Origin of the sequence: Streptomyces phaeochromogenes (assembly GCF_001418655.1) — a bacterium.
GTDB classification, from domain to species: domain Bacteria; phylum Actinomycetota; class Actinomycetes; order Streptomycetales; family Streptomycetaceae; genus Streptomyces; species Streptomyces phaeochromogenes.
Window position 1 is genome coordinate 1 of record NZ_LIQZ01000340.1, and the last position, 487, is coordinate 487.

Annotated in this window: 1 pseudogene; it reads left to right on the forward strand. The window is 71.7% G+C overall.

Annotated features, from left to right (window positions below):
• Window positions 1-487: pseudogene (locus tag AOK17_RS36550) on the forward strand (allantoin permease); the annotation flags it as partial.

The window sequence follows — 487 nt, forward strand, 5'->3', positions numbered from 1 at the left end:
TACTCGGTCTCGTCGGCGGCGCGGTCCTCGACATCTACTCCTCCGGCCTTGCCCTGCTCGCGGCGGGCCTGCGGGTGCCGCGCTATCTGGCGGCCCTGCTGGACGGCGTCCTGATGATCGCGGGCTCGATCTACATCGTCTTCCTCACGGACGACTTCCTGGGCCAGTTCATCGGCTTCCTGACCACACTCGGGGTGCCCGTCGCCGCCTGGTGCGGCGTGATGCTCGCCGACCTCGCGCTGCGGCGCCGCGACTACGACGAGGCGGACCTGTTCCGCCCCCGCGGCCGATACGGCGACGTCGAACCGCTCCCGCTGGTGCTGACCCTCGCCACCACCGCGATCGGCTGGGGCCTGGTCACCAACACGGCCGCCGACTGGCTGGAGTGGCAGGGCTATCTGCTCGGCCCGCTGGGCCTCGGCGGCAAGGACGGCTCCTGGGCCTACGCCAACCTCGGCGTACTCGCCGCGCTCGCCCTCGGCTTCCT